Origin of the sequence: uncultured Maricaulis sp. (assembly GCF_947259345.1) — a bacterium.
Taxonomy (GTDB): Bacteria; Pseudomonadota; Alphaproteobacteria; order Caulobacterales; family Maricaulaceae; genus Maricaulis.
In genome coordinates this window covers 1-25,674 of sequence record NZ_CAMYLS010000024.1, presented here as the reverse complement: position 1 = coordinate 25,674, position 25,674 = coordinate 1, and the positions used below count along the sequence as shown (strand labels likewise).

General features: G+C 64.8%; 22 protein-coding genes. 11 read left to right on the top strand and 11 right to left on the bottom strand.

Annotated features, from left to right (window positions below):
* The first annotated feature begins 188 nt into the window (after nucleotides 1-188).
* Nucleotides 189-1,928, top strand: coding sequence for a HAMP domain-containing sensor histidine kinase (locus tag Q0X62_RS10935; protein WP_297735425.1), 1,740 nt, complete (start codon nucleotides 189-191; stop codon nucleotides 1,926-1,928).
* Between the two features lie 151 nt (nucleotides 1,929-2,079).
* Here the strand turns inward: Q0X62_RS10935 and Q0X62_RS10930 are convergent, their stop codons facing one another.
* The 5 genes from Q0X62_RS10930 to Q0X62_RS10910 form a co-directional block, all read right to left on the bottom strand.
* Nucleotides 2,080-4,398 carry a DEAD/DEAH box helicase gene (locus Q0X62_RS10930; RefSeq protein ID WP_297735422.1) on the bottom strand — a complete coding sequence of 773 codons (2,319 nt, stop codon included), beginning with the start codon at nucleotides 4,396-4,398 and terminating at the stop codon, nucleotides 2,080-2,082.
* A gap of 196 nt (nucleotides 4,399-4,594) precedes the next feature.
* Entirely contained in the window at nucleotides 4,595-5,020 is a 426-nt protein-coding gene (locus Q0X62_RS10925; protein WP_297735419.1) for a hypothetical protein, read from the bottom strand.
* Nucleotides 5,021-5,421: 401 nt separating this feature from the next.
* On the bottom strand, nucleotides 5,422-7,005 hold the full coding sequence (locus tag Q0X62_RS10920) for an ABC-F family ATP-binding cassette domain-containing protein (RefSeq protein ID WP_297735415.1): 1,584 nt from the start codon (nucleotides 7,003-7,005) through the stop codon (nucleotides 5,422-5,424).
* A gap of 287 nt (nucleotides 7,006-7,292) precedes the next feature.
* Nucleotides 7,293-8,213 carry a hypothetical protein gene (locus Q0X62_RS10915; RefSeq protein ID WP_297735413.1) on the bottom strand — a complete coding sequence of 307 codons (921 nt, stop codon included), beginning with the start codon at nucleotides 8,211-8,213 and terminating at the stop codon, nucleotides 7,293-7,295.
* Between the two features lie 101 nt (nucleotides 8,214-8,314).
* The gene (locus Q0X62_RS10910) at nucleotides 8,315-9,985 is read right to left on the bottom strand and encodes a cellulose biosynthesis cyclic di-GMP-binding regulatory protein BcsB (RefSeq protein ID WP_297735410.1); all 1,671 of its coding nucleotides are present in this window, start codon (nucleotides 9,983-9,985) and stop codon (nucleotides 8,315-8,317) included.
* A 57-nt stretch (nucleotides 9,986-10,042) separates the two neighbouring features.
* Here Q0X62_RS10910 and Q0X62_RS10905 point away from each other — a divergent pair, with 57 nt between their 5' ends.
* The 4 genes from Q0X62_RS10905 (at nucleotide 10,043) to Q0X62_RS10890 (ending at nucleotide 13,679) form a co-directional block, all read left to right on the top strand.
* Complete coding sequence (locus tag Q0X62_RS10905; protein ID WP_297735407.1) at nucleotides 10,043-10,372, top strand: DUF1491 family protein; 330 nt, start codon at nucleotides 10,043-10,045, stop codon at nucleotides 10,370-10,372.
* Between the two features lie 55 nt (nucleotides 10,373-10,427).
* The gene (locus Q0X62_RS10900; protein ID WP_297735404.1) at nucleotides 10,428-10,817 is read left to right on the top strand and encodes a hypothetical protein; all 390 of its coding nucleotides are present in this window, start codon (nucleotides 10,428-10,430) and stop codon (nucleotides 10,815-10,817) included.
* A gap of 64 nt (nucleotides 10,818-10,881) precedes the next feature.
* Nucleotides 10,882-12,489, top strand: coding sequence for a peptide chain release factor 3 (locus tag Q0X62_RS10895; RefSeq protein ID WP_297735401.1), 1,608 nt, complete (start codon nucleotides 10,882-10,884; stop codon nucleotides 12,487-12,489).
* Nucleotides 12,486-13,679: a mechanosensitive ion channel family protein gene (locus Q0X62_RS10890; protein WP_297735398.1), complete on the top strand. Its 1,194-nt coding sequence runs from the start codon at nucleotides 12,486-12,488 to the stop codon at nucleotides 13,677-13,679. The genes Q0X62_RS10895 and Q0X62_RS10890 overlap by 4 nt, the downstream gene beginning before the upstream one ends.
* Before the next feature lie 159 nt (nucleotides 13,680-13,838).
* Here Q0X62_RS10890 and Q0X62_RS10885 read toward each other — a convergent pair whose 3' ends face one another.
* The 4 genes from Q0X62_RS10885 to Q0X62_RS10870 all read right to left on the bottom strand — a co-directional run bounded on the left by Q0X62_RS10885 (nucleotide 13,839) and on the right by Q0X62_RS10870 (nucleotide 17,896).
* Nucleotides 13,839-14,312 carry a hypothetical protein gene (locus Q0X62_RS10885; protein ID WP_297735395.1) on the bottom strand — a complete coding sequence of 158 codons (474 nt, stop codon included), beginning with the start codon at nucleotides 14,310-14,312 and terminating at the stop codon, nucleotides 13,839-13,841.
* 43 nt (nucleotides 14,313-14,355) lie between these two features.
* Nucleotides 14,356-15,438: a DUF2336 domain-containing protein gene (locus Q0X62_RS10880; protein WP_297735392.1), complete on the bottom strand. Its 1,083-nt coding sequence runs from the start codon at nucleotides 15,436-15,438 to the stop codon at nucleotides 14,356-14,358.
* Between the two features lie 107 nt (nucleotides 15,439-15,545).
* Nucleotides 15,546-15,929: a PAN domain-containing protein gene (locus tag Q0X62_RS10875; RefSeq protein ID WP_297735389.1), complete on the bottom strand. Its 384-nt coding sequence runs from the start codon at nucleotides 15,927-15,929 to the stop codon at nucleotides 15,546-15,548.
* Complete coding sequence (locus Q0X62_RS10870; RefSeq protein WP_297735386.1) at nucleotides 15,926-17,896, bottom strand: EAL domain-containing protein; 1,971 nt, start codon at nucleotides 17,894-17,896, stop codon at nucleotides 15,926-15,928. Before Q0X62_RS10870 ends, Q0X62_RS10875 begins: the two co-directional genes overlap by 4 nt.
* A gap of 204 nt (nucleotides 17,897-18,100) precedes the next feature.
* On the opposite strand from Q0X62_RS10870, the gene Q0X62_RS10865 reads away from it, so the two are divergent.
* Entirely contained in the window at nucleotides 18,101-18,937 is an 837-nt protein-coding gene (locus tag Q0X62_RS10865) for an ion transporter (RefSeq protein WP_297735383.1), read from the top strand.
* Here Q0X62_RS10865 and Q0X62_RS10860 read toward each other — a convergent pair.
* Nucleotides 18,871-20,808: a transglycosylase domain-containing protein gene (locus tag Q0X62_RS10860; protein ID WP_297735380.1), complete on the bottom strand. Its 1,938-nt coding sequence runs from the start codon at nucleotides 20,806-20,808 to the stop codon at nucleotides 18,871-18,873. The two genes, Q0X62_RS10865 and Q0X62_RS10860, sit on opposite strands and share 67 nt — an antisense overlap.
* 99 nt (nucleotides 20,809-20,907) lie before the next feature.
* Here Q0X62_RS10860 and Q0X62_RS10855 point away from each other — a divergent pair, with 99 nt between their 5' ends.
* Nucleotides 20,908-21,372: a YcgN family cysteine cluster protein gene (locus tag Q0X62_RS10855; RefSeq protein WP_297735378.1), complete on the top strand. Its 465-nt coding sequence runs from the start codon at nucleotides 20,908-20,910 to the stop codon at nucleotides 21,370-21,372.
* 541 nt (nucleotides 21,373-21,913) lie between these two features.
* On the opposite strand, the gene Q0X62_RS10850 is transcribed toward Q0X62_RS10855, so the two are convergent.
* On the bottom strand, nucleotides 21,914-22,432 hold the full coding sequence (locus Q0X62_RS10850) for a hypothetical protein (protein WP_297735375.1): 519 nt from the start codon (nucleotides 22,430-22,432) through the stop codon (nucleotides 21,914-21,916).
* Here Q0X62_RS10850 and Q0X62_RS10845 point away from each other — a divergent pair.
* The 4 genes from Q0X62_RS10845 to Q0X62_RS10830 form a co-directional block, all read left to right on the top strand.
* A complete protein-coding gene (locus tag Q0X62_RS10845) occupies nucleotides 22,392-23,660 on the top strand; it encodes a terminase family protein (protein ID WP_297735372.1) in 1,269 nt (422 codons plus the stop codon). The two genes, Q0X62_RS10850 and Q0X62_RS10845, sit on opposite strands and share 41 nt — an antisense overlap.
* Nucleotides 23,661-23,702: 42 nt before the next feature.
* Complete coding sequence (locus Q0X62_RS10840) at nucleotides 23,703-24,758, top strand: phage portal protein (RefSeq protein ID WP_297735369.1); 1,056 nt, start codon at nucleotides 23,703-23,705, stop codon at nucleotides 24,756-24,758.
* Entirely contained in the window at nucleotides 24,751-24,990 is a 240-nt protein-coding gene (locus Q0X62_RS10835; protein WP_297735366.1) for a hypothetical protein, read from the top strand. The genes Q0X62_RS10840 and Q0X62_RS10835 overlap by 8 nt, the downstream gene beginning before the upstream one ends.
* Nucleotides 24,991-25,370: 380 nt before the next feature.
* Nucleotides 25,371-25,674 (top strand): HK97 family phage prohead protease (locus Q0X62_RS10830; RefSeq protein ID WP_297735364.1); only part of this gene is annotated, 304 nt, incomplete at its 3' end.

The following is a 25,674-nucleotide window of genomic DNA, read 5'->3' as shown; positions in this document are numbered from 1 at the left end:
GCAATGCTCCTTTGAACCCACGTCATACTGCCTCGGCTGCGGTCGGCATCCAAGGGGGATCGATGGATGAATTATCACGACCCTTACCGTCTGGGATGCGTAAACGAACAAAGTTTAAGATTCAGTATTTGTTAACGTAAAAGGCGAAGATTCCGATCAGTGAAAAAAGCGAGTCGCATCGATTCGAGATGAAGCCGAAATCGCCTGCCATAACAGCCTGGTTCGCACGCCAAGGCGGGACGCTCGTCAACCTTCTCTGGCTTGGCACGCTGGCGGCTGCCTTGCCGCGACTCTGGCCAATCCTTGACGGCACCGCGCTCGAAAAAGCGGTGCTCGTTGCGGCGGTCGCGGCCCCGGCGCTGATCTCCTTCCTCCTCATTTCGCGCATGGACCGCGCGTTCGAACGCTTCTTGCTGGCATTGGTGTGGACCGGCTTCGCGGTCGGCGTCACCCTGACGGGCGGCGGCGTCACCGGGATCGGTGTTCTGGCCTTTCTTCTGGCACCGGCCATGGCAGCCGCCTGTGGTGAGCGTGATGGGGTCGTCAAGGCCGCCGCCCAGTCGGGTCTTGCCGCTCTGGTCGTGGCCGGCCTGCATCTCACCGGATTTATCGCGCCCGCCCCGATGGCGGTCGAGCTGCACCTGCCCTTCGTCCTGGGCTGTGTCCTGACCTTGTCGACCGGATTTGCTTTTGGTGCGCTGCGAGCGGTCCATGACGCCGACAAGGCGCGGGCTGAGGCCGAGCGTGGCCGCGTTCGGGCCAAGGCGTTTGATGCCTCGCCAATGCCCCTGATCGCCTGCAATGCCGATGGGCATATTCTCGCGGCCTCGCGGGGCGTACGGGATCTCTCTCCCGGCCTGCCGCGCGACCTGTCCGGTCTGCCGCTGGCCGATCTCGGCTTTGACGATGAAAACCGCGTCCAGCTCGCGGCGTCCGGCCGGCGTGCTGCGATGCGCGAAGTCGAGGGTCAGCTCGTGGTCCGCGGCGTCCGCGGCCGCAGCGAAGATGTGCTGATCACCACCCGTCCTATTCATGGCGGTTCGGTCATTGCCCTGGCCAAGGACAGCGGCCCGGCCCTGGAGGCCGCGCTGACCCAGGCGCGCCGCGACCGCGATGCGGCCGAGGAAGAAGCGCGCGCCAAGAGCCAGTTCCTGGCCTCGGTCAGCCATGAGCTGCGCACGCCTCTCAATGCCATTATCGGTTTTTCCGACGTCATGAAGGCGCGCCTCTTCGGCCCGCTGCCGGCGCGCTATGCCGAATATGCCGACCTGATCCATGAAAGCGGCCAGCACCTGATGGAGCTGATCGGCGACGTGCTCGACATGTCCAAGATCGAGGCCGAGCGCTATGAGCTGGTGCGCGAAACCTTTGATATCGGCGAGGTGATCAATCTCTCCGCCAAGATGATGCGCCTGCAGGCGGAAGAAGCCGGCATCAATCTCAAGGTCAAACGCCATGACGGCCCGCTCCTGGTCGATGGCGACCGCAAGGCCCTGCGCCAGATCCTGCTCAACCTCCTGTCCAATGCGGTCAAGTTCACGCCGAAGGGCGGCGCGATCGTGGTGATGGCTCGCGCCACGGGCGGTCAGCTCGTGCTGGCGGTCGGCGACAGCGGTGTCGGCATTGATCCGGAAGAGGCCGGCCGTCTGGGCCAGCCCTACCAGCAGGCGGCCAATGCGCGCGACATCGAGAAGCGCGGCACCGGTCTGGGCCTGTCCCTGGTTCGCGCCCTGTCGGAGCTGCATGGCGGCACGATGAATATCGCCAGCCGCAAGGGCGAGGGCACCACGGTGACCATCTCCCTGCCCATCCTCGCCGAAGCCAAGGGAGAGGTTGAGCCTCATCCGGGCATGGATGTCCGCCAGCAAATCCAGCGCGCCCAGGAAGCCGGCCAGGACATGACGACCGCGAAAGCGGACGTGGCCTGAGGGCAGATTTCACATTCATTTGTCATCCCTGCCGGATGTCCGGCGCAGGCCGGACGCAGGGCAGGGACCTAAGTGGTCGCTACCAGCTAGGTCCCTGACTTTCGCCCCGCTTTCGCGGGGCGTCCATCAGGGATGACAAGGTGTTGTGGACCTAGCCCTTCGGCTTGCGCTTCAGCGTGGCGCCTTTCGGGCCCGGCTTTGCGCCCGGCTTGGCGCCATCCTTCTTGAAGCCGGGCTTTTTGCCGGCCGGCTTGTCATAGCCGCCCGCCTTTTTCTTGAAACCACCGGCCGCGGGCTTGCGCTTGCGGGCCCAGGAACTGTCCTCGCCCTTGTCGGGGCGGGCATTGGGATTGGTCAGGTCGCCGGCCGGACGGGGTTTGCGGGCCGGGGCGGCGTCGCCTGCCGCAGCGGGACGTTCGGCGCGATGCGGCTTGTCCTGACGCGGACGGCGCGGCTTGTCGTCATGGGACGTCTTTTCCCAGGGCTTGTCATCGCCGGTCAGGGGCGTATCGGCCCGGTCCTGGTGCGGCTTTGGCTTGCCCTTGAAGGGACGGTCGCCATCGGCCTTTTTGCCATAGGGTTTCTTGTCGCCGTAAGGCTTTTTGTCCCCATACGGCTTTTTGTCGCCGTACGACTTCTTGTCACCATAAGGCTTTTTCTCATAGCGCGGCTTGTCACCCGCAGCGTCGTCGCGCTCGCGTTGATCATGCGGCTTGCGATCCTCATAGGATTGCGGCGCGCTGTCATCGCGATTGCGGCTGATCGGATAGCCGTCGCTGTCGGTTTCGCGATGACGGGACTTCTCGCGGTGACGCATTTTCGGGGTACGGGCATCGGTCGGACCGTCATTGGGGCCGGCGCGCTGCATCTCCGAGCCGTCATCCGGCGAGACGCGGATATTATTCTCTCCGCCGCCATTTTCGGCCAGGGCCTTGGTGAAGCGTTCGGCGTGCTCGGCATCGATCTCGAACCGGGTTTCGCTCTCGCCGATCTGGATGGCGCCGATCTCGCGCTTGGTGACATGACCGAGGCGGCAGATCAGCGGCAAGAGCCAGCGCGGCTCGGCCTTGGCCTTGCGGCCGGCGGACAGGCGATACCAGACACTGGCCTTGAAATTCTCGCGCGGCTTGCGCTCGGGGCGATCATTCTGCGCGGCGGGACCGGACAGGAGATCCTCGGCCGAGGGCAGGGTCGCCATGCGGGCGCGCAGGAAAGCGGCGGCCAGCTGCTCGGCGGTGAATTTTTCGAGCAGGGCGTCGGTGTCGACCTTCATCGCCTCGTCGATCTCGTCGGTGAGGATGGGGTCGGCCATCAGGCGTTCGCGGTCGCGGGCGCGGACATCGTCCGAGCTCGGCGCCTCGGCCCATTCGGCCTGCAGCTTGGCATCGCGCAGGAGGCGATTGGCGCGGCCGCGGCGGGTGTGCGGCACGATGATCGCGCAGACGCCCTTGGCGCCGGCCCGGCCTGTCCGGCCCGAGCGGTGCAGGAGGACGTCGGAATTGGTCGGCAGGTCGGCATGAATGACCAGTTCCAGACCGGGCAGATCGATACCGCGGGCGGCGACATCAGTGGCCACACAGACGCGGGCGCGGCCGTCGCGCAAGGCCTGCAGGGCGTGGGTGCGTTCCTTCTGGGTCAGCTCGCCGGACAGGGCGACGGCGGCAAAGCCGCGATTGCCGAACCGGGCTGACAGGCGGTTCACCGCTTCGCGCGTGGCGCAGAAGATGATGGCGCGCTCGGCATCGTAATAGCGCAGCACATTGATGATCGCATTCTCGCGATCGGACGGGGCGACCGACAGGGCGCGGTATTCGATATCGGCGTGCTGGCCGCGCTCGGAGACCGTCGAGATGCGCAGGGCATCCTTCTGGAAGCGGCGGGCGATATCGGCGATGGCGCGCGGCACGGTGGCCGAGAACAAGAGGGTGCGACGGCTCGCCGGGGCGGCGTCGAGAATGTATTCGAGGTCTTCCCGGAAGCCGAAATCGAGCATCTCGTCGGCTTCGTCCAGGACCACGGCCTTGAGCTGGGACATGTCCAGCGCGCCACGTTCGATATGGTCGCGCAGACGGCCCGGCGTGCCGACCACGATGTGGCAGCCGCGCTCGAGATTGCGGCGCTCGGTGCGCGGATCCATGCCGCCCACACAGGAGGCGATCTGGCCGCGTGCTTCGCCATAGAGCCAGGCCAGTTCGCGCTGGACCTGCAGGGCCAGTTCGCGCGTCGGCGCGACGATCAGGGCCATGGGCAGGTCGGGGGAATTGAAGCTGGTATCGTCGCCGAGCAGGGTCGGGGCGAGGGCCATGCCGAAGGCGGCGGTCTTGCCCGAGCCGGTCTGGGCCGAGACCAGCAGGTCGCGCCCGTCGGCCTCTTCCGCGATCACGGCGGACTGGACTTCGGTGAGGGCAGAATAGCCCTTCTTTTCAAGCGCAGCGGCAAGCGCCGGCGCAATGCGGGGATTCAAGGTCATATAAAGCTGTTTCCAGTGCCAAAATGCCGGCCAAACCCATCAATGGCCGGGTTCCATCAGTGTCCCGGTAAGGACGCCGATAAAAGGCGACTGGCCGGAATAGCGAGGCATGTAGCACAGGCTGGCCACAAAAGGCCAATGGTGTGGCAGCAGGGCGGGCATGCAGATGTGGGGGTGAAGGATGGGACGGATAAGGTCAGGGAATGTGGGCATAGGCCTCTTCGAGAAACGCGTCTGCTGATCCCATCGTCGAGAGAAGCTGCTGGTCGGCCCAGTGCGCGTCGGCGAAGGCCGGGCAATGCTCGACAATCTCGCTACCTGAGGCACTCAGGCGCAGCGCGCGCAGGCCGTCACTTGGTGCCAACTCAACGACGAAGCCGAAATTCGAAATAAAGTACTGCTCTCCGGACTGCTCGATCATGACTGTGTAGGTGCCACAGGCGAAGGCTCCTTCAACGCTGAGATCGTCCACCGTCAGTGTGAATTCGGGCACCCGTCTCGCCTCACCCAGCGCGACATCAAGGGCATCGTGCAAGGTCACCTCAACTACTGTCCGGTCGATCTGCGGATTGGTCCCAGCTGTGAGCGCGATGGCGGCGCTGACGAGTGATAGAAAAGGCATGATGGATCTTTCTTGAGCAAATCAGGCGTAGGGAGACATCTTGAAAGTTAAACGTGTAACGCGCGGTAAACGCCGTCAGCGTCTGGAATGTGCGACCCGGGCGCATGCTCCGATTCAAACGGCCCGCTGGCTGACAAGTGATTCAAGGATGGATCAGGGCGTGGCGCGTTGGGACACCGCGTTCCAGCAAGACCTGTCCTCACTCCCACCGTCATCCCACGGTCCCGGCGCCTGCCGGGATCCGGGGGACCTCAGCGCTTGGGGCGCGAGGTGAAGCGGTGAGGCTGGGGCCAGTACTGCGAACCTCTTAGTCGAGGTCCCCCGGATGCCCGCTTTGCGGTCACCGTGGGATGACGGTGGTGGCGAGGTTGAGAAGACCGGACCCCGCTCCAGGCCCGCGCCTACCTCTTATCCGCCTGCAGGATCAGCTTCCTGTAATCATTCAGATTGCCGTCATAGCGTTTCGCGCGGCCGTCCTTGACCAGCCAGAGCTGGTCGGCGGTGCCTTCGGCGAGATAGACGTCGTGGGTGATCAGGACGACGGCGCCATTATAGTCGTTGAGGGCGTAGATCAGGGCTTCGCGGCTGTCGATATCGAGGTGCGAGGTCGGCTCGTCGAGGATCAGGATGTGCGGCTTGTCCAGCGACATCAGGCCCAGCAGGAGCCGGACTTTCTCGCCGCCCGAGAGCTTTTCGATATTGGTCTCGACTTTCTCGTGCGGAAAGCCCATTGCGGCTGACACGGCGCGGCAGCGGGACGGCGCCGTGCCTTCGGGCAGGGCGTCGCGGACATGGTCGAGCACGGTCTCGCCGGGATGGAGTTCATCCATCTGGTCCTGGGAGAAATAGCCGATGCGCAGGGAGCGCGCGGCCGTGCGCTCACCGGCCATCAGCGGCAGGCGCCGGGCGATGGATTTGACCAGTGTCGTCTTGCCCTGGCCATTGGCGCCGACAATGGCGATGCGATCATCGGGATCGAGGCGCAGATCGATCTTGTCGAGAATTTTCGCATCCTCGCCATAACCCACCGCCGCATCGCGCAATTGCAGGAGCGGGGCGTTGAGCTTGTCGGTCGAGGTGGGGAAGGAAAAGGGCGTCGTGCGCTCGGCGATCGGAATGGAGATTTCCTGCATTTTCTGCAGGCGTTTCACGCGCGACTGGGCCTGGCTGGCCTTGGAGGCCTTGGCGCCAAAACGGTCGACGAAGGATTGCAGATGGGCGCGATCGGCTTCCTGCTTGGCGCGCTGGCTTTCCAGCAGGGCGGTCTTGGCCGCGCGCAGTTTCAGCCAGGCATCATAACCGCCCGGCGAGATGGAGAGCTGTTTGTGCTCCAGCGCCAGGGTGTGGGTGACGCAGCGGTTCAGCATTTCCCGGTCGTGCGAGACGATCAGCACGGTGTGGGGATATCGTTTGAGATAGGTTTCCAGCCAGGCCGCGCCTTCAAGGTCGAGATAATTGGTCGGCTCGTCGAGCAGCAACAGGTCGGGCTCGGAAAACAGGACGCCGGCAATGGCGGCGCGCATGCGCCAGCCACCGGAGAACTCGCGCGTCGGACGGGCGAGGTCGGCATCGCTGAAGCCCAGACCCATCAGCACTTCCGCGGCGCGGGCTTCAGCCGACCAGGCATCGATATCGGCCAGGCGCTCAAAGATCGCGGCGATCCGGTCGGGATCGGTGGCGCTTTCCGATTCCTGCATCAAAGCGTGACGCTCGGCATCGGTGGCCAGCACGACCTCGAGAATGGTCATGTCGGAGGGCTGGACCTCCTGGGCGACCCAGCCCATGCGGGCGCCACGCTGCAGGCGGATGGGCGAATCCGAGGAGGGCTGGTCGATCTCTTCGCGGATGATGCGCAGCAGGGTCGACTTGCCGGTGCCATTGCGACCGACCAGGCCGACCTTCCAGCCGCCGGAGATTTGCGCCGAGGCATTTTCGAACAGGGACCGTTCGCCGATGCGATAGTCGAGATTGGAAATCGTAAGCATCGTGTCGGTCGAACTTTCACTGCGCGGGCGGGACGGGGGATCGCGGAGCCGGGGTCATAGCGCTTGGGATGGCATTCGGCCAGCGCAGCCTGCGGTGCCAGTGAAAACGCGAGACTTGTCGTCCCTGCCGTATGTCCCGCGAAGGCGGGACGCAGAGCGGGAACCTATGTGGCGGCGACCAGCTAGGTCCCTGATTTTCGCCCGGCGTTCGCCGGGCATCCTTCGGGGATGACACGTGAATAATCGCGCGCGATGGGGTCTGGTACGCAGGAGCGATGAAGGCAGACTTACGGCGCGGACGGTTCGGGCGCGGAGCTGCCCGCCAGATCGCGCTGATCGCCGCCACGCAGGAAGGCGAGGGCAGCCGCGAAGTCACCGATCTCGATGTAGTGACTGGCGGTGATGCGACCATGGCGGTCCATCAGATCGATGCGGGCGGCTTCGCGCGGATCGCGGGCGGCGAGCGCGTCGGCGGCGCTCATCGGGAAATCGAACAGGGTGGCGGCGTCTTCCGTCTCGGCCAGAGTGGCGGCAAGACGTCCGGCATTGTGGCCACGGGCCCAGATCCGGGTCTCGGCAAAGCGCGGCGGAGTCCAGCGCGCCCAGGCGGCCTCGGTCGGGCCGGCATAGATGCCCCCCATCGTGGCGTCATAAAGCGTCGGCTGACGGTCCATGTCACGCAGGACAAGGATTGCGGACGTCGCATCGGGCTGACCGGCCAGCGCGAAACTCAGCTGGCGGCGATCATCGCGCGTGCTGACACCGACGACGAAATCCCCCTGATCCTGGCGGATCGACCAGACCGGCGTGTCCGGCATCACCGTGCGGCTGGCCGTCCAGGTGAAATGGCGACCGGGAAACTCCATCGCCGGAATGCGGACCCAGCCGGCATAGGCGTTGACCACCCGGTGTTGCAGATCGGCGACCGCGTCATCGGCACAGGCGATACCGGCCGCCTGGCGGTGCAGATCGGCCGTGTAATCGTCCAGCGCCTGGCGCGCGATGCCCTCGCGCAGGAGGAGGCCGCGGGCCTGGAGGCGCGCGGCGTCCAGCGCATTGCGCTGACCGTCCGTGAACAGGTGGCAGCGATCATCCACGGCCAGGGCCAGCTGACGTTCGCCAAAAATGGCTGCGGCGGCGTCATCGGCGAGGGCCGCATGGCCCATCCCGGTCAGGCCGAGGCCCAGCCCGAGGACAATCGCTTTCATTCTGGCGTGCATGACAAATCCCGCTTGCATGGGGAGATGTCTAACAGGCTGAGTTTGATGCGGCGTGAAGAAGGGTAGTTAATTCTCTGCGAATTCAATCACTAGGATTGCGCGGAAACCCGCTTGCGACGTCCCAGAAAGCCGCGCATCAGGAGCAGGAAGGCGGCGCCGAACAGAATGAAGGCGGCGTCACGCGTATGGTCGACCGCAAATTCACGCGCCCGTTCTGACAGGGTCGGCGAGACCACCGCATAATCCAGCGCCGTGACACCGCGGGCACTCCAGACAGCGGCCCGGCCTTCCAGCGCCATCCACAGATCGGAGCGGGCCAGTGACCGTCCGGCCGCCTCGAAGGAGGCGATGTCCGGCGCCGTCAGCGTGGCGATCCAGCGGCTTTGATTGGCCTGGTCGCGGAAGAGCGAGGCTACGCCGATCCCGACCTCGGCGCCGGCTTCAACATCGCCGGCGTCGGCATAGGCTGCGGCGGCAAGGCGCATCAGGCCACGCTGGCCGCGCGACCGTTCGGCAGCGCGCAATGCGGCGCGAAGCTCGGCCGGGGCATTGCGGTCGATCGCCGCGATTTCGGTCGAGCCCGGGCCGATGACGAGGAGATTGTGATTGGCGGGCGCTGTCGCGTCAGCATCGCCATACCAGGCATAGAGCCAGGCTTCGCCGCTGATCAGGGCGGCGCGGGCCATGACGGACAGGGCACCATGCCGATCGGCATCGAAACGGGTCGAGAACTGGACTGCCGTGCGCGAACCCTGGTCAGCCGAGAAAGGCAGGCCCGTATCGGCAAAGGTCCTCAGGTCGGCATTGGCGTGCAGGGTGCGGGCATCGCGGACCTGGCGGGTGCCCAGTCGCGTGGCTGTCATCGCATCCGAGGCGAGAAAACTGCGTTGATAGCCATCGAAGGAGCGAGCCGCCATCAGGCGGGCGGCCGCCGTGGCTTCATCGAGATAGCGACCGGTGATGATGAGGTGCGGGATGCCGTCATTGCGGAAGGCGATTTCGGGGCCGGTGGACAGGTCACCGGAGCGCAGGGCCGCGCGATCATCGGCGGCAAGGCGGGCATTGTCGCCAATGCGAACAACCAGATCGGCCTCTTCGGCATTGGCGGTGAAAAGCGGGACCTGGCCGGCGCGCAGGGCAAGCCCCTGCGCCACAAGGGCTTCCAGCGTCACGCGTTCGCGGCTGTCCTCGGTGAGAAGCGCGATCCGCCGCGGCGCGGCATAATCGGCGCCGAGCGCGTGTTCCAGATCATCCAGCGTGTCGATCGCGGCAACCGGTTCCAGGGTCAGGCGCATCTGCGAGCGCCGGGCATCGACAATCCAGCCAGCCGCCGGGGTGTCTGTGGTGTAGGCGATCTCGAGTGTATTATCGCCGGCGCGGAAATCGGCGGAGAAGAGGGCGAAGCGCGCTTCCATGGCCCGGGCCTGGGGGCGGATGGTGATGGCTTCGCCGCCATTGACCGAGACATGGATGAGACCGGATGTGCTGTCGCTGGCCGGACGGGCGGCGAGGCGAAGCCAGGCTTCCGTGGTGTCGACATTCGGCGGCAGGGAGAAATGGATCTGCGCCCGCTCACGTGATGTGGACAGGATGAAGGCGTTTGAACCGCCATCAAGGTCCGCAAGACTGCGCTCTTCCGTATTGACCGGAATCGTCTCTACTGCGCTGGCAGCCGGATTGTCCTGTCCCCAGACGGCCATCGGGCCGGACGCAAGGATGGCCAATGCGGCGACCGCAGACGACAATACTCTTACAAACATGAAACGCTCCCTCACCCGTTTACAGATTATTAAGCAATTGGGCTGCCAGCAATCGAAATGAGTGCTCTGAAATCGAAATTCTGGCTGGATGCCTTGATACGCAGGGCTGAATCAGCGTTTGCGTCGGCTTATGTGATTCGCCGGGGAGACGAAGATGCCGGGGCGATACTCGTGAAAGTGGTATCGGGGTCGCAACTGGCACACCTTTATGTCCCGTCGCGGGACGATCAGGGTGAGCGGATCTGGACCCGGCGTCCCGAGACGGATGAGGCGAGCCTGGATGCCTATTGCCACAAGCGGGCCGATCAGGATCCGGATATCTGGATCGTCGAGATCGAGGATCGGCAGGGGCGCCATTTCCTGACCGAGCCGGTAGAAAATCCTTAACGCACCGGCGCTAGGCTGGGAGGGTTCAAATTGCTCCTAGCGCTTCGGGTTCGCCATGTTGTTTCTCTTCAACGATGTCGTTTTCGATCTGGGGGATCTGAACGGGGTTTTGCGCTCTGGCCAAATCCCGCTCTCGCCCGAGCAGATCGAGACTCTGACCGCCGCCCAGCTCAATAGCCTGGTCCGGGAAGCTGTCTTCGCTGATCCCAATATTGCTCATAACAAGCCGGAACATGTGCGCCACCTGGTCGCCCTGATCAGCTATGTCGCGCCGGGCGCGAACGCCCTGCTGGCCGTCCGCCCCGACGGGGCTGCGAGCCATGCCGAGGTCGGGCTGCGCTATGCCAATGTCACGATCACGACCCTGGCCTCGCTGTGGAAGGACCAGGAGCTGGGCTATCTCACGGCCGGGCAGATCAATGACCAGGTCTGGCTTGCCGCGTGAGGTGACTTGCGCGCGGGGGCGGTAACAGGGTAACCGGACGCCCTGCATCACACATGAGCCCGCCATGACTGCCCCGACCCAAGACGCCCCGGAATGGGCGCGCCGCCGTTCCTTCGCGATCATCTCCCATCCCGACGCCGGTAAGACGACGCTGACCGAGACGCTGCTCCTGTCCGCCGGCGCCATCCGCCTGGCCGGCCAGGTCCGCGCCCGCGGCGAAAACCGCCGGACCCAGTCGGACTGGATGAAGATCGAACAGGAGCGCGGGATTTCGGTCTCCGCCTCGGTGATGACGTTTGAACACCGGGCCCTCCTCTTCAACCTGCTCGATACGCCGGGCCACGAGGATTTCTCCGAAGACACGTATCGCACGCTGACCGCGGCCGACAGTGCCATCATGGTGCTCGACGCGGCCAAGGGTGTGGAGCCGCGGACGCTGAAACTGGTCGAGGTCTGCCGCCTGCGCGACATTCCCATCGTCACCTTCATCAACAAGATGGACCGGGAGGCGCTGGACCCGGTCGATCTGCTCGAAGACATCCAGGACAAGCTGGCGCTGGACACCGTGCCAATGCAGTGGCCCTCCGGTTCGGGCAATCGGTTCAAGGGCGTGCTCGACCTCAGGACAAAGAATTTCGTCGGCTATCAAAAGCCCGGCGATGACCGCGACGACACCGCCGCCAGTCCGCGCTGGGCGCTCGACGGCACTGAGATCCGCGATCACCTCTCCGAGGACGAGGTCGCGGAACTGGAAGAGGGCGCTGAAGTCGCGGCCGAGCTGTGCCCCGCCTTCAAGATGCAAAGCTTCCTGGAAGGTCATATGACTCCGGTCTTCTTCGGCTCGGCCCTGCGCGGCTTTGGGGTGCGCGAGCTTCTGGACGGGCTGGCCGACATCATTCCGGGGCCGGCCGCCATGCCGGCGGTCAAGAATGGCCTGGCGGTGGAGCTCGAGCCGGGCGGCAAGGAAGTCGCCGGTTTTGTCTTCAAGGTGCAGGCCAATATGGACCCCAATCACCGCGACCGCGTCGCCTTTGTGCGCTTGTGTTCGGGCACCTTCAAACGCGGCATGAAGCTGAAGACCGAGGCTGGCAAACAGCTCACCGTGTCCTCGCCCATCCTCTTTTTCGCCCAGGATCGCGAGATCGCCGACGAGGCCTTTGCCGGTGACGTCATGGGCGTGCCCAATCACGGTACGCTGCGGGTCGGGGACAGCCTGTCCGAGACCGGCAAGTTGCGCTTCTCTGGCATTCCCAATTTCGCCCCGGAAATCCTGCGCCGCGCCCGCCTGGCCGATCCGTTGAAGGCGAAGCACCTCAAGAAGGCGCTGGAAAGCCTGGCCGAGGAGGGTGTGACCCAGCTCTTCCGGCCGACCCTGGGCGGTGATTTCATCGTCGGGGCCGTGGGCGCGCTGCAGATCGATGTGATGCGCGAGCGCGTCGCCGCCGAATACGGGCTGGAGGTCGATTTCGAACCGGCGCCTTACGACACGGCCCGCTGGGTCACCGGCGCGCGTGACAAGATCGAGGCCTTTGCCGACCGGCACAAATCGGCCATGGCCGAGGATATCAATGGCGATCCGGTTTTCCTCGCCAAATCGGCCTGGGAAGTCTCCTATTCGGAAGAGAAATTCCCCGACCTCACCTTCCACCGTGCCAAGGAGCGGGCCGCATGACGACGTCAGCCTCGACCGAGGGGAATCTGCCGGAGCAGGCGCGGGAGCTCTGGGCCCTGATCCTGGATGTCTGGAACACGTCTTTCCTGGGCGTGAGCATCGGCCAGGGCCTGTTGGCCCTGCTGATCGTGCTGATCGGGATTGTCGCCCGCGGCATGATTGCGCGCTGGCTGATTGCCGCGCTCAAGCGCCTGGCCTCGAAAAGCGAGACCACATTCGACGATGCGGTGGTCGATGCCCTGGCCGGGCCGATGAAACTGGTTCCCGTGATCATCGCCCTCTTCTTCGCCCTCAACATCCTGCAGTTCGGCGGGGAGGGCACGCTGCGCGGTCATCAATTCGTCCAGTCCCTCGTGGTGATTGCGCTCTTCTGGGCGTTGCACAATGCGGTCGGTCCGCTCGCCCATGCCCTGCAGGGGCTTCGCAATGCGCTGACGCCGGTCATGATTGACTGGATGACCAAGGCATTGCGCATCGTCTTCATCATTGTCGGTGCGGCCGCGGTTCTGCAGGTCTGGGATATTCCGGTCGCCGGCATTGTCGCCGGTCTCGGCCTGTTCGGCGTCGCCATCGGCCTGGGCGCCCAGGACCTGTTCAAGAATCTTATCGCCGGCATTCTCATCCTGACCGAGAAGCGCTTCCTGCCTGGCGACTGGGTCAAGGTGGACGGGATTGTCGAAGGCACGGTCGAAGAGATCAATTTCCGCTCCACCGTGGTGCGCCGTTTCGACAAGGGCCCGGTCTATGTCCCCAATTCGAAACTTGCCGACAATGCGGTCATCAATTTCACCCGCATGACGCATCGCCGGACCTACTGGATCATCGGCGTGCGCTACGACTCCACGGCGGAGCAGCTGCGCGAGATCCGCGACAAGGTGCTGGGCTATATCGAAAGCCATCCGGAATATGCCCAGGCACCGGAGGTTTCGACCTTCATGCGGGTCGACAGTTTTGGCCCGTCCTCGATCGATTTCATGCTGTATTGCTTCACCAAGACCACGAGCTGGGGCGAATGGCTGCGTCTGAAGGAGGAGCTCGCCTTCTTCATCAAGGACACGGTCGAAACCGCCGGCACCGAATTCGCCTTCCCCTCGACCAGTATCTATGTCGAAAGCGGCGCCGAGGTGTTTACGCCGCCGGGTGATGATGGCGCGAAAGCTGTGGTGGCGAGTGAGGCGGGCAAGGGCTGATCGGCGCGCGGACAGTTCGCGTGATTGTCATCCCTGATGGACGCCCCGCGAAGGCGGGGCGAAAGTCAGGGACCTAACTCGTGGCGACCACATAGATCCCCGCCTTGCGTCCGGCCTTCGCCGGACATTCAGCGGGGATGACAAGGTATTGGAGGGCCGTCACCGCTTCGGCAAGAGCCCCGCCGCCCGCCGCAGCGCTTGCGCCGTGCCGGCATTGAGCTGCCAGTCCAGATCCGTGACGACGTCCGGCGGCTCGCCCCAGGCCTTCAGAAAGGCCGCGCGCGCCGCGCTCAGCTGTTGGTGCAGGAGCGTCGGGGCCGGATCATCCGGATCGAGCCCCTCGGCCTGGGCCCAGACGACGGCATCGCCCGCATCGTCCAGCTCACCAAACCCGCGTCCGATCATCACCAGGGCCAGACGGGCATCGTGGGTGCCCAGGTCGCCATACTCGTCAAACACAGTGATGCGAAGCGGCGGCAGTGTCGCGCTGTGGACGAGAATATCGACCGCATCGCCGTGAAGGACCCCAAACTCCGACGGCGCAATCTCCAGCCGCAAACCCGCCTCGCCCAGCCAGGTGTCCAGCCGGGCGATCACGCGGGTCGCAATGTCAGGATCAATGACCTCGGGCATGGGGGAAGACTGGCACGGGCCAGGCGGTCAGGGAAGGGGCTGCCTAGGCCGCCATGTCCCGGCGCATGCGCCAGAAGCGCATCGCGCGGGCGGCGTCATCTGCGGTGATGCGGTCGTAGAGATTGCCCAGTTCGCGGGCATCGCGGAAGGCGTCTTCGCTATTGCTGTGGCGCAGCACGGCAAGGGTCACGAAAAGCGCCTTGTCGAAACCGGCGGACTTGCAGATCAGGGCCAGCGGATCGATGCTTTCCTGCTCGATGGCACGCTTGGCGGCTGTGTAATCGACCCCGGTCATCTCGGCGAAGCCGACATGGCATTTCACCTGTTCACCTTCACGCAGGAGACGGGCGAGCAGGCTGCCATCGAGCTTCTTGCGCATCGCCATGGAGGCAATGAATTTTCGCGCGTCCTCGATCTGCTTGTCATTCCGGATCCGGGCGGCCAGGCGCGCTTTCGAGACGGCCATGGCCTGGTCGATGATGGCCGGGTCGACACTGTCGAAGCGTTCCATGATCTGGTCACGCAAGTGATTGCGTACGGTGAGCATCATGTCCGCGAGGATGTCATTGGGCGTATCGCTGCGCTTGACCAGCGGCGCCTGAAGGATTTCGGAGGTCTCGGCCCGTTCGGACACGGTCTCGAAGGTCTCGCGGGAAATCTGTGCGCCTTCATTCGAGATCAGCGTCGCCACGGTCTCGTCATCGCCGCGGCGGACAATCGTGTCAGACAGGCGTTCGGAGACTTCTTCGCGCTTCGACATAGCCTTGAGGCGGTCCTGGCAGCCTTTTTCCGCGATGCTCACCAGATCATCTTCGGACAGCACCGAGGATTGGGACAGCATCGGGCCGGCCACCTCGATGGCGTCCTGGGCCAGTTTCAACACAAGGCCGCGCGGCGCCAGCGGCGTATCCGCAAAGCGGTGGGACAATTCCTCGCGGGCGTCCTGGGCCGTCTGTTCGGCAAGGGCGGAGAGGACTTCGTCAAAACGTCCGGAGACGGCGCTGTCGCGCTCGGGTGTTTCCTCGAAGAAAAGGTCAGTCACTTCGCGCAACAGGGCCCGACGGCGATCGCTCGACTTCTCGCGCGCCAGTCCGACCAGATTGTTGAGCTTGCTGATGACCGCCATGTCCCACTCCACGCGATGGTGAGGCCTCAATCTCTCAGCAGCAGGTAAAAAAACCGTAGGAGGGATGTTTCAAATTGTACGGGAATTGGGAGTTTTGCGGCGGACGCTCAGTAGGGCCCGCGCAAGGTGGCGCGCAGCGCGTCTTCCTCGCGGGGGCTGGGGGCGCGCTCGGCGGCGGCTTCTATGCGATCACTGAGCTGACCCGACAGGCCGGTGACACGACCGGGCGCGCGATAGGGCGTCGGGGCGGCCGAGAGGAGGTGGCAGCCCGGATCGGTGCCAGTCAGCTCGGCCCGGGTCCAGACCCAGGACTGGCACTGGCCATCGCCGTCGCACAGGGCGGCACAGGCATTCGGGGTGAGGTCTTCCATCAGGATGCGGGCATAGACGGCGCCGCGCCGGGCATGACCTTCCATGACATCATCGGCGAAGGCGGGGGCACCGCAGGCCAGTGCCGCAAGACCGCAGAGAAGGCCTGCGAGCGGCCTCATGCGCGCGCCTTGCGAAGCCCCGGCGGACAGATGTCCGGCCGGGGCCGGCCGATCTTGAGCGGGGACGACAGATGCGGCAGGACGGCGTCGGCGGTCATCGGCTCGCCGATCAGATAGCCCTGGACGTGCCGGGCGCCGAGTGTGCGCAGGATATGCATTTGTGCCTCCGTCTCCACGCCCTCGATCACACAACCCAGACCGAGTGTCTGGGACAGGGAAAGCATGGTCCGGACAATCTTGAAGGACGATGAATCTTCCAGCATCTGGCTGACAAAGGATCGGTCGATCTTGAGCTTCGAGACCGGCAATTGCTGGAGATACTGCAAAGAGGAATAGCCGACGCCGAAATCGTCCAGGGCCACGGAATGTCCGGCTTTTGAAATCTGGTCGATGGCGCGTCGGGCCTGGTTGAAATCGCTCATCATGGCGGTTTCGGTGATCTCGAACTCGATCCGCTTGGTCGGCAGGCCGCTGTCTCTCACGGTCTGCAGCACGCTTTCCATGGCCTGCGGTGACATCAGGTCATGGGCGGACAGGTTGAAGGACAGGGTCAGGTCGTCCGGCCAGTCCTTCATCGCGGTCAGCGCCTTGGTCAGAAGGACCTGGGTCAGCGGACGGATCATGCCGGCGCGCTCGGCAGCCTGGATGAAGACGTCCGGTGAGACCGTGCCCAATTCCGGCGAGTCCCACCGCGCCAGGGCTTCAAAACCGATGACCCTCGATTTGATGAGATCGTATTGGGGCTGGAATTTGACCGTAAACTCCGTCTCGTAATTGCAGCGGCGCAGCGCCTTGTCGACCTGGCTCGAGGCCATCATCTCGTGTTCGAGCGCGGCGTTGAACAGGACCGCCTTGCCCTGCAGGGCGCGCTTGGCAAAATAGAGGGCGTGATCGGCCCGTTCCATGACGTCATGGGTCGAGAGGTCCGGGTCATTGCAGATCAGCAGCCCGACTGACCCAGACCCTTTGCAGGTGTATTCGCCCAGTTCATAGGGGCGGGAAAGCTGTGCCTCGATACGATGGCCCAGCTGCAGGACGGTCTCGCTGCGTGTGCAGGGCGCCGATGCGATGAGGGCGAATTCATCGCCGCCCAGACGGGCCGGCATCGCCGTGTCGCCGGCAACAGTCCTGAGGCGTTCGGCGACCTGTTTGAGCATTTCATCGCCGGCCGCGTGGCCATAGGTGTCATTGACCGGCTTGAACCCGTCCAGGTCGACCAGGCCGAGCACAAAGGGTTCGCCATGGCGGCGAAGGCGCTCCAGGCGGCTTTCCAGTTCGGTGAAGAAGCTGCGGCGATTGGGCAGATTGGTCAGTGCGTCGCATTCGGCGAGATGGCGCGTTTCCGCGGCCAGGGCCTCGGCCGTTTCGCGATCGCGGATGGCATCGAGACGCGCCTTGACCGAGTTGAGGACCGCATTGCGCAGGATGAGGGAAATGGCGACCCCAGCGGCAATGCCGGAAAAGCCGATCCAGATATAGTCGCTCATACGCGCCGGTATATTGCTCTGGACCAGTATGACGAGGCTGGCGAAACACAGCAGTGTGGCGACCGCAATTGTCCGCCGGCTCGGCAGGAGGGCGGCGAAAATCGGCATCATGAGGACCGAGTAGAGCAGGTTCTCGTCCTGGAAATAGAGCACTTGTTGCAGGTTCGAATTGGCAAACAGGCTGAGGCAGAGAATGCTGCCCGCGACTTCCAGCTGGCCGGCCGAACGGGTCCGGCACAGATACAGGCGCACACTGATCGATGTCAGCGCCGCGAAGGAGACCGCCAGCACCATGACGCCATGATGGGACTCGCCCGGAAAGGCGAGCCGGGTGACCAGGTCGAACAGGAAATAGCACATGATGGCGATCGACCCGCCGCGCAGGATCGGCTGGTAGGCAATGGTGATTTCGCCATGCTGCAGGGACTGACCCGGAGCGGGCGTCGACCTGGTGCTGATCTTCGGGCCAGAAAGGCGCATGTTTGCGTCCCGTGCTTGTCTGGCACCTTAATGCCTCAAGCGCCTTAAATCGTGGATAAGCGGTCCGCTAAAATTCGAACTATCGGCGATTTTCCTCAAATTTGAACTGGCACCAGATGATTGAATTTCCTAGGTGACAGGGCTAGGAGCAGGCCTGCGTTGCCTGTCGGGACAGGGGCGCCGGGATCATTGCAGGGGGTTCGCGTGAAAACTTTCGTCGAGAGTTCGGGTTTTCGCAATTTCATCATGACGCTGATCGTGTTCAACGCGATCACGCTCGGACTGGAAACCTACCCCTATGAGGGCGCCTGGTTCACGACCTGGCTGCCGATCATGGATCGCGTGATTGTCGGCGTGTTCGTCGTCGAAATCCTGCTCAAGCTTTTCGTCTACCGGCACCGCTTTTTCCTCAATGGCTGGAACTGGTTCGACCTCGCCGTCATCATCATTTCCATCCTGCCCGCCGCGGGCGGCTTCTCGGTCCTGCGGGCCCTGCGTATCGTGCGGGCCTTCCGCCTCTTCTCGGTCATGCCGGATCTGCGCAAGGTGGTGGAAGCCCTGCTCAGGGCCATTCCGGGCATGGGCGCCGTGATCGCCGTTCTGGGCCTGATGTTCTACGTCTCGGCCGTCATGGCGACGAAATTCTTCTCCGAGAGCAATCCGGAGCGCTTCGGTTCGCTGGGCGAGTCGGCCTTTGCCCTTTTCCAGGTGATGACGCTGGAAGGCTGGGCCACGGATGTCGCCCTGCCGGTCATGGAGTTTCATCCCTGGGCGTGGATTTTCTTCCTTGTTTTCATCGTCCTGACCAGTTTTGCCGTGCTCAATCTCTTCATCGCCATTATCGTCGACAGCCTGCAGGCCAAGCATTTCGACGAGGAGGAGGCCCGCGATCTCGAGGCCGATGCCGACCGCGATCGCCTGCATGCGGAAATTGCCCAGATGCGCACTGAAATGGCCGAACTGACGGCGGCGGTTCAGCGCTCGTTGGGTGAGGACTCTTCGGCCAGTATCGCCGAGAAGGACGCCGACAAGTCGGAATAAAAAGCGGCCAGCCGCTCCTCCCGTTCCGAGCGTGTGCGCGGAGCCGGAGCCGACAGCGCCCGCACCGGCAGATCGGCATGGACCGTGGTCATGTAGCGCTGCCAGATGGTGGCGGGCAGACCCCCGCCGGTGACATCATCCATCGGCGTGTCATCATCATTGCCGACCCAGACCCCGGCAATGTAATCGGCCGTATAGCCGACAAACCAGGCATCGCGGAAAGACTGGCTGGTGCCGGTCTTGCCGGCCGCCGGGCGATCGCCCAGCCGGGCCCGCCGCCCGGTCCCGGTCAACACCACATCCTGCAGCATGGTCGACATGGCCCGGGCCGTCTCGGCGGTCGTCGCCCTCTGCGCCGCGACCATCGCGTGCTCATAGAGGACATCGCCGCGTGAATTGGTGATCGAGGTGATGAAATAGGGCTCCCGGCGGGCGCCATCATTGGCAAAAACGGCATAGGCCGAGGTCAATTCGAGCAGGTTCACTTCCGCCGCGCCGAGCGCGATGGCCGGCAATTCGGGCAGGGGCGAGGTGAGGCCGAAACGGCGTCCGACCTCGACCACGCGGGCAATCCCGACCTGGTCGGCGACCTGGGCTGCGACCGTATTGATCGAGCGCTTTAGCGCTTCCTGCAAGGTCACCAGACCGCGGAAGCCACCGGAGAAATTCTGCGGCGTCCAGCCTTCCAGGTCGATCGGCTCGTCCCAGACCGCCGAGGACGGGTCATAGCCCGCCTCCAGCGCGGCGGTGAAGACGAAGGGTTTGAAGGCCGAGCCGGGCTGGCGCTGGGCCTGGATGGCGCGGTTGAACTGGCTGGTCGCATAATCGCGCCCGCCGGCAAAGGCGCGGATCGCCCCGTCCGGCGCCAAAAGCACAATCGCCGCCTCTCCGGCATTCTGGGCGGCGCCTTCTGCGGCCAGGGTTTCCTCGATCAGATCATGCGCGGCGCGGGCGAGGGCGGGGTCCAGCGTGGTGCGGATGACCAGGTCCGGCACGTCATCGCCGACCAGACCGGTGGCTTCGGCCAGGGCATAGTCGAAGGCATGGCCCCAATTGGCGGTGGCACCGGGATCGGACGTGTCGGCCACAGGACTGGCCGGTTCGGCAATGGCCGCGTCATGGGCTGCCTGGTCGATGAAACCGGCGGCGAGCATGGCATCCAGTACGGTAGCGGCCCGGGCCTGGGCGGCGGCGAGATTGACGGTCGGGTCCAAGCGACTCGGCGCCTTGGGCAGGGCGGCCAGCAAGGCGGCCTCGGCCAGGGTCAGTTCGGTCGCCGACTTGTCGAAATAGCGCTGCGCCGCGGCTTCCACTCCGAAGGCCCGGGCACCCAGATAGATACGGTTGAGATAAAGCTCGAGAATTTCGGTCTTGGTGAGATGGTTCTCCAGCTGCCGAGCGAGGCGCATCTCCTGGATCTTGCGACGCAATTGCCGGTCCGGCGAGAGGATGAGGTTTTTCACCAGCTGCATGGTGATGGTCGACCCGCCCTGGACGGACCGCCCGGCCCGGAAATTGACCCAGAGCGCCCGCACAACCCCGCGCAAATCGACCCCGTCATGGTCGTAAAAGCGCTGGTCCTCGATCGCCAGGAAGGCTTGCGGGACATGGTCGGGCAGGGTGTCGAGCCCCACCGCGCGGGCATATAGCGGGCCGCGCACCGCCAGCACATGCCCCTCACGATCCTGCAGGGTGACGGAGGGTTCGCGCCGGGTCGACCACAGCTCGGCGGCACTGGTCGGGGCGGGCGGCAGGTCGTGGAAGGCCCAGTGCCAGCCGGTTACGCCCAATACCGTGCCAATCAGGACAAGCCCGCCCAGCAGGCCGCCCAGAATCATTCGCCGCCGCTGTTCGCGTCGATCGCGTTCCATCATGTGATCCGCGCGAAACGGCTCCTGATACATGCTATAGCCACCCCCCTCGGGCACAGTCTAAAGCCTTCCAATCGAGGCCAAATTCAGGCGTTTCTCATGGCATTGCCTTTCTGGAAGATGAAATCTCTCGCTCAGATGAGCAAATCCGAGTGGGAGTCGCTTTGCGATCACTGCGGCAAATGCTGTCTGATCAAGCTGGAAGACGAGGATACAGGCCTCAATCTGGACACGGATGTCGCCTGCAAACTCTATGACTGCAACAAGGGTGGCTGCCGCCATTACGACAATCGCCACATGCATGTGCCCGATTGCGTCATGCTGACCCCGGAGAATGTCCCGCAGCTCAAATGGATACCCCAGACCTGCGCCTACCGTCTGATCGCGGAGGGCCGCGACCTCTATGCCTGGCACCCGCTGAAAACCGGCGATCCCGACTCAACCCGCAAGGCCGGCATGTCCATCGCCGGCCGGGTGACGTCGGAAAGTACCTTCCCCGATCCCGACACTGTGGACTGGGAAGCGCGGATCACGGAATGGCCGGGTGAGGGGGAGGAGGATTGAGGGTGCCTCTCCTTTTGTCATCCGGGCGAAGCCCTGACCTGATCAGGGCGCGGACCCACCCCTAAATCCCTTGTCAGCCAGCGGGCCGATATGGCTGTCTCCCGGCAAGTGATTGACGGATCGGTGAGCGCGTTGCGCCATGTCTTGAAACACTTCCAGCCTTGTCATCCCCGCTGAATGTCCGGCGCAGGCCGGACGCAAGGCGGGGACCTATGGGGTGGCCACCAGCTAGGCCCCTGACTTTCGCCCCGCCTCCGCGGGGCGTCCATCAGGGGTGACAAACAGGACGGCGCCGTTAACCCGCACGCAACCCTTGCCTCACTCCGTTGTTTCAACTTCGAGCCAAATTCGTCACAAAGCCCGCCAGACGGGCCGCGCCACCATGTGAGCCCGCTCCAGACACGCGTGTGAAATTGCCTGGCAGGGCCACAAGGCGAGGATAAACCCGCCGCTATCCCTGCCACCGTCCCGAAGAACCCGTGACCGTCCAGGCGGTTGCGGGTTTTTTCCTGGCACTTATCCGACCGGTGACAGCGTCGGCCTATTGTTCGGCATGACTGGAAAACCCGGACGAGGCCGCCGCGACGCGGTGGACATATACCCCGCCTATCTGATGTTCCTGAACGGAATGAAGGTGCGCGAGATCGCTGCGGACTATGACCTCACCGAGGCGCATATGCGAAAGCGCATCAATGATCTGCGCGCCCTGCCGGCAGCGGAGCTGGCCGCGCTCCACGAGACCGCGATGGAACGCCGCCGCCGGCAGATCGACATTGAATTCCTCCGCGGTGATCCGGCCAAGGCCTCGCGCCTGGCCACGGCCTACACCGCCGTGTGCAAGCTTCCCCCGCTGGGTAGCAAGCGCCGCCGCGACCCACCAGATCCGAACAAGGAGGCTGACCGCGATGACGCCGCCGACCCCGCCTCCGGTCCAGACGCCGACGCCACCCGACAGCTTGCTGGCGATGCGGCTGTCCTGCGTCGATGCCTGGTACAGACTGAAGAAAGCCGGGGTGGCGATGGAGACACTCCCGATCTCGGCGCATCTGGACGCCGCCATCCACACCGACTTCCGCTACCACGCGACGGGCCCGCAACTGCCGCCTCCGGGTGAATGGCTGACCTGGCTGTTTCTGGGCGGGCGCGGGGCGGGCAAGACCCGCGCGGGGGCGGAATGGGTGCGTCACCGGGCGCTGCGCAGTGTCAGCCGCATCGCCCTGGTGGGGCCGACTTTCAATGATGTCCGCGAAGTGATGATTGAAGGCCCGTCCGGGCTGAAAAACCTGGGCAGTGCGGATGAACAACCGCGCTATGAAGCCAGCCGCAAACGTCTGGTCTTTCCCTCGGGCAGCCAGGCCTATGCCTTTTCCGCCGAAGATGCGGACGGGCTGCGCGGGCCGCAATTTGACTTTGCCTGGGGTGATGAGTTCGCCGCCTGGTCGGACCCGCAACGTGTCCTCGACACGCTGCGCATGGGCGTCCGGTTGGGCGGCGCACCGCAAATCCTGCTGACCACCACGCCGCGCCCCATCCCGGCGCTCAAGGTGCTGGTGCGGGCGGCGGATGCGGAGGGTCCGGTCCGCCTGACCCATCAACCGACTGCCGCCAATGAAGCCAATCTCGCGCCCGGCTTCGTGGCCGCGCTCAATGCCGCCTATGGCGGGTCCATGCTGGGCCGCCAGGAGGTCGAAGGCCTGTTGATCGACGATCCCGATGGCGCCCTGTGGACGCGGGCCCAGGTCGAGGCGGCCCGGTTGCAAACCGGTGTGCCGGATCTGGACCGGGTTGTGGTGGCGCTCGACCCGCCGGCCAGTGGCGGTCCGCGCAGCGACGAATGCGGGATTGTCGTGGCCGGTGGGTATGGCGAGGGCCCGGCCCGGTCGGCGGTTGTGCTGGCCGATCTCTCTTTCGGTCCGGCCCTGCCAGCGGACTGGGCCGGACGGGCGGCAACGGCCTTTGAGGATTATGCCGCCGACGCTTTGGTGGCCGAAGCCAATCAGGGCGGGGAAATGGTGCGGGCCGTGCTGCAAGCCGCCGCGCCGGGTCTGCCCGTGCGTCTGGTCCATGCCTCGCGTGGCAAGCGGGCGCGGGCCGAACCCGTCGCCGCCCTCTATGCCGCCGGTCGGGTCCGCCATGCCCGGGCCTTTCCCGGCCTGGAAGACCAGATGTGCGCCTTCGGCGCGCCCGAGGCCGCCAAATCCAGTCCGGACCGGGTCGACGCCCTGGTCTGGGCCATCAGCGATCTCCTGCTCGGCCGCACCGCCGCCCCGCGTCTGCGTCGGCTCTAACCGACCGCCTGACCTGAAAACCCAACCCCCAAGGAGGCAGCCATGCCCCACTGGCTCGATCGTCTGTTCGGCCGGGAGGAGAAGTCCGCCCTGTCGAGCCGTCTCATTGCGTTGACTGCCAGCGCGCAAAGCGGCTGGTCGCCGCGATCCCTGCCGGCGATGATGCAAGCGGGTTATGCCCGCAATGCCATTGTCCATCGCTGTGTGAGGTTGACCGCGGAAGCGGCCGCCTCGGTGCCGTTGACGGCATCGGACGGGGCCATGACCCGGCTCCTGGACATGCCCAATCCGGACCAGTCCGGGCCCGAGCTGTGGGAAAGTCTCTATGGTTATCTACAGCTGGCGGGAAATGCCTATCTCGAACTAGCCAGCCTGGCTGACGAGCCGCGCACCCTCCATCTCTTGCGCCCGGATCGCATGCGTGTGCTGGCCGGACCGACCGGTTGGCCCGAGGGCTGGGAATATGCCGCGGCGGGCCGAAAACGCCGCTTTCAGCGTGATCGCGCATCCGGTCGCAGTCCGGTTTTCCATATTCGTCTCTTCCATCCCGGCGATGACCACTACGGCTTGTCACCGCTGGAAGCAGTGGGCCGCTCGCTGGATCTGCACACGGCGGGTTCTGACTGGGCCCGCGCCCTGCTGGACAATGCCGCCCGCCCGTCCGGCGCGCTGGTCTTCAAGGGCGAGAATGGCCAGCTTTCGCCGGACCAGTTTGAACGCCTGAAGGCCGAGCTGGAAGCCAGTCATACGGGTCCGAACAATGCCGGGCGGCCCTTGCTGCTGGAAGGCGGGCTGGACTGGACACCGATGGCGATGAGCCCGGCGGAAATGGATTTCACCACCGCCCGCCGCGAAGCCGCGCGCGAGATCGCGCTGGGGCTGGGCGTGCCGCCGCTCCTGCTCGGCCTGCCCGGCGATAATACCTACGCCAATTACGCCGAGGCCAATGCCGCCTTCCTGCGCCAGACCGTGCGGCCCCTGGTGATGAAAATGGCGCGGGCGCTGAGCGTCTGGCTGCGGCCCTGGTCGAGCCCCGATCTTGCCGTCACGCCCGACTTCACCGGGCTCGAGGAGAACGGGGAGGCGGGTGATGCGTGAGGCCGAAAGCTGGACCGTCCAGCGCCAGGTCACGCTCGGCCTGATCTTCGCCATCCTGCTGCAAACCTCCGGCGCCCTGATCTGGTCCGGCCGTGTGGGTGAGCGTCTCAACCAGCTCGAACAGATCAGCGACCGCCAGAGCCCGCTGGCCGAACGCCTGGCCGGTCTGGAAGCCGAAATGCGCCTGGCCCGCGAAAGCCTGGTGCGGATCGAACGGCGGATGGAGGAGTGATTGTGATGTGAGGGTGAGGCGCCACTGCGCTCATCAATCCATTCATCGCTTGCCGAGACGTCGCCGCATCCGGTTTTCCAGGTCAAGGGCGCGAAGCGCCGCTGCGCGGTTTCACCCTTGAGCTGGAAAACTGGATGCGGCCTGCTGGCTGACAAGCGATCCATGGAGGATTGCGCGCCAGCGGCGCTGAGTTTCCAACACAAGCACTCTGCTTCCAATCCAATCCCATTTTTCCCGGGCGAAGACCCGGGACCGACCGAACGTGCCTTGAAGTGCTGAGTCTCCCGTTGGTACCGGATAGCGCTGGCGCGCTTCCGGGAAAAATGGGGGGGTCGCCCCCGTAGCTCAGCCCGATCCCTCCCCAAACCCGGAGTTCCCCCATGCCTGACACCCTCGCCATTGAGGGTCATGCCAGCCTGTTCGGGTTGGCGGACCTCTCCGGCGACGTGGTGGCGCCTGGCGCCTTTGCCGCCTCGCTCGCCACCCGCCGCACCATCCCCATGCTCTTCCAGCACGACCCGTCCGAGCCGATCGGTGTGTGGACCGCGATCACCGAGGATGCGCGCGGCCTGCATGTGCGCGGTGAGATCCTCACCTCCGGTCCGCGTGGCCGGGCCGCCTCGGCCCTGGTCCGGCGCGGCGCGGTGGACGGGCTCTCCATCGGCTTTCGCACCCGCGCCGCGC